This is a genomic window from Clostridia bacterium, from assembly GCA_017438525.1.
Classification (GTDB): domain Bacteria; phylum Bacillota; class Clostridia; order Oscillospirales; family RGIG8002; genus RGIG8002.
The window spans coordinates 1-3,090 of the sequence record JAFRVI010000070.1 but is presented as its reverse complement, the minus strand read 5'-3'; the positions used below and the strand labels follow the sequence as shown (position 1 = coordinate 3,090).

Below are 3,090 nucleotides of genomic sequence, written 5' to 3'. Positions count from 1 at the left end.
GATCCCACACCTTTCGCAGCCGTCTGCATAAGGAAGGGGATTCCTCGTCGGAGGCGCTGCCTCCTCCTCGGAATGACAGGACGGCGCGGCGGCGGGAATCGCCGCCGCCGGCGGCATCAGAGTTGTAAACTGTAAACTGATTGAGTTTAGAGTTTACAGTTATGATCGCCCTTCGGGCGAGTTATGAGTTCGCCTTGCGGCGAACGCCGCGCCGCCTGAGGCGGCGGGAATTGCGGCTTCGCCGCAGTGATATTGACGCTTCGCGTCAGTGATATTGCGGCTTCGCCGCAGTGGTATTGCGCCTTCGGCGCAGTGATATTGCCGCCTTCGGCGGCAGATATAAAGGAGAAACACACATGACCATAAACACCACCATCGCCGCGGTCGACGAGCTGCGGCCGAACGCCGCCTCCGCCGAAACGAAGGCCGCCTGGACGATCGCGCTCGACGGGCGCCTCCGCTCCGAAGTGCTTGGCGCGGAGCCCCTCGCGCTGACCTGGCCCGAGGACGCCGACGAGGAGCTTTCCGCCGCCGGACCCTACGGCGAGCTCTACGTCCTCTGGTGCGCCGCGCAGCTCGACCTCGCCTCCGGCGAGACGGCGCGCTACTTCAACACGGCGTCCGCCTTCGAGAAGCTGCTCGACGCGTATAAGCGGCAGTCCGCGAAAAACTACTCCCTCGATTGCGGGGGCTTCAGAAACGTGAGGTTGTGAAAATGCTCCCAAAGCTCCCTTATAAAGAAATGAAAAAGACGCGGCAGACGGCGTACTTCGGCGGTCTGAACCGCACCGATCTCGCGAAAGAGGGCGAGCTGACCGCCTGCGCCGGACTCACGTCCGAGCGCGCGCCCTATCTGAGCCCGCGCTACGCCGACCGCCTCGCGCACACCTTCGGCGTTCCGCGCGGCATGACCGCCGCCGGCGGAAAGCTCTACGTCGCCTCCGACGGCGACCTCTGGGAGTTCGACGGCTCCGTCGCCACCCGCGTGATGACCGGACTGACGGAGACGAAAAAGCAGTTCGCCTTCATCGGCGGCGCGCTCTGCGTCTTTCCGGATAAGAAATACTACCGCGCCGCGACGGGCGAGAGCGGCTCGCTCGAACGCGTCGAGAGCTTCAACGGCTTCACCCTGACCGAAAGCACGCTAACCCGCGCGGACGGCGAGCCGTTCGGCTTCAAGGTCAACGACGGCGTCGTGCTCTCCGGCTCCGGTCTTGCGGAAAGCAACCGGGTTTCCGCGGTCGTCATCGGCGTCGAGGGGAGCACCCTCTCCTTCGCCGGCGCGCCCTTCGGGCCGCAGTCGTCGGCGTCGGGCGAGGTGACGGTCAGCCGTCTGCTGCCCGATCTCGACTTCGTCTGCGAGCACGACAATCGCCTCTGGGGCGCGGCGGGCAACCGCATCTACGCCTCCTGGCTCGGCGACCCGACGAACTTCACCGCCTACGACACCTCCCACGCGCAGGCGAGCTACTTCGCCGACGTCGGCACCGACGGATCCTTCACCGCCGCGGCGTCCTGCCCGTCGTACGTCGCCTTCATGAAGGGGAACTGCATACATAAGCTCTACGGCTCGAAGCCGTCGAACTTCCGCCTGACCGTCTCCCGCGTGACCGGCTGCGAAGCCGGAAGCGGCGGTAGCGCGCTCGTCGTCAACGACAACGTCGTCTACAACGCCGGCGACGGCGTATACGCCTACAACGGCGGCGAGCCGGAATACCTCTCGCAGAAGACCGGCCGCCTCGGCGCGGACGCGGTCGCCGCCTGCCTCGACGGAACGTATTACGTCGCCGCGACCGAGGGCGGCGTGCGCCGGCTTTTCACCTACGACCTGCGGCGCGGCGTCTGGCTCTGCGACGGCGAAAAGGACGTCTTCGCGCTCGCGGCGTTCGAGGGCTCCGTCTGGTACCTGACCGGCGAAGGCAAGCTTTACGAGCTCGGCGGCGACGACGTCGTCCGCGACTGGAGCGCGTCGCTCGTCCCCTTCGTCGAGGACGCGGGCACGCGGCGCTACCTGCGCGTGCTGCTGAAGATATGGCTCGCGGAGGGCGCCTCCGTCAAGGTGACCGCCGACAACGGCGGCGGACGGCAGTCGGTCTATCTGCGCCGCGCGGACGAGGACTGCCGCTATGAGCTGCCGCTCCCGTTCTTCACCGGCGGCTCGCTGCGCGTCTCGCTTTCCGGCAGCGGAAAGTGCCTTATCAAAGGCATCATCCGCGAGTATCTCGAATAGGGGGCGGCGCGATGATCTTCACGCAGAAGCTCGGCTCGCTCGACGGTATGGATACCGAACGCGCCGTCCGCGCGGTCGCCAACTACGTCCGCGCGCTGCAGGAGCAGCTCGAATACACGCTGACGACGCTGGACAGCGACAACGTCATCGAGATCGACACCGACCGCACCGCCGTCGCCGGCGGTCTGAAGCTGGACGGCGGCGCGTGGGATTGACGCCGCGCGCGGCGCCGGTTTTTGATGAAAAATGAAAAATGAAGAAATGAGGAGCGAAAGGACATCATGACCATTAACGAATGGATAGACAAATATTACACTCCCTATCAGAACGCCTACGCGGGGCGTGTGGCGGCGGCGCAGCAGCGGCTTGACTCCGTGCGCGACGGCTACGACTACGCCTCCGACCCGCTCTACCTCGCTTACGCGCGGCAGTTCACGGGCGAGGGGAGAAACGCCGCGCTGGACGCCTACGGCGACGCCGCCTCCGGAGTCGGAGGTATGCCCAGCAGCTACGCCTACGCCGCCGCGCAGCAGGCGAAAAGCTACTACGACTCCAAGCTCGCGGATAAGATACCGGAGCTGTGGGAGCTCGCCTACGACGCCCGCCTCGCCGAGCTCAACGCCCTGAAGGGCGATGAAAAAACCGCCTACGAACGCTGGCTTGACGGCGTCGAGGCGGGTTATAAGCTCTGGCAGGAGGAGAACGACCGCGCGGTCGAGCAGGCGAACCTCGAGATCAAGCGGCGCAGCGCCGCCGTCTCCGAGGCGAACGCCGCGCTCCGCGCCGCGCAGGCCGCCGCGAAAGGCATAGGCGCCGGCGGAAGCGGAACGGCTTCGGCTCCGACCGCCGTTCCTGCCGCG

General features: G+C 66.1%; 4 protein-coding genes. All 4 read left to right on the top strand.

Annotated elements, in window-relative coordinates:
* Positions 1–356: 356 nt before the first annotated feature.
* Positions 357–713: a hypothetical protein gene (locus tag IJL83_06500; protein ID MBQ6553244.1), complete on the top strand. Its 357-nt coding sequence runs from the start codon at positions 357–359 to the stop codon at positions 711–713.
* Between the two features lie 2 nt (positions 714–715).
* On the top strand, positions 716–2,230 hold the full coding sequence (locus IJL83_06495; GenBank protein ID MBQ6553243.1) for a hypothetical protein: 1,515 nt from the start codon (positions 716–718) through the stop codon (positions 2,228–2,230).
* An 11-nt stretch (positions 2,231–2,241) separates the two neighbouring features.
* Positions 2,242–2,445 (top strand): hypothetical protein, encoded by a 204-nt coding sequence (locus IJL83_06490; GenBank protein MBQ6553242.1) that lies wholly within the window; start codon positions 2,242–2,244, stop codon positions 2,443–2,445.
* 66 nt (positions 2,446–2,511) lie between these two features.
* A partial coding sequence (locus IJL83_06485) for a hypothetical protein (protein ID MBQ6553241.1) occupies positions 2,512–3,090 on the top strand: 579 nt, incomplete at its 3' end.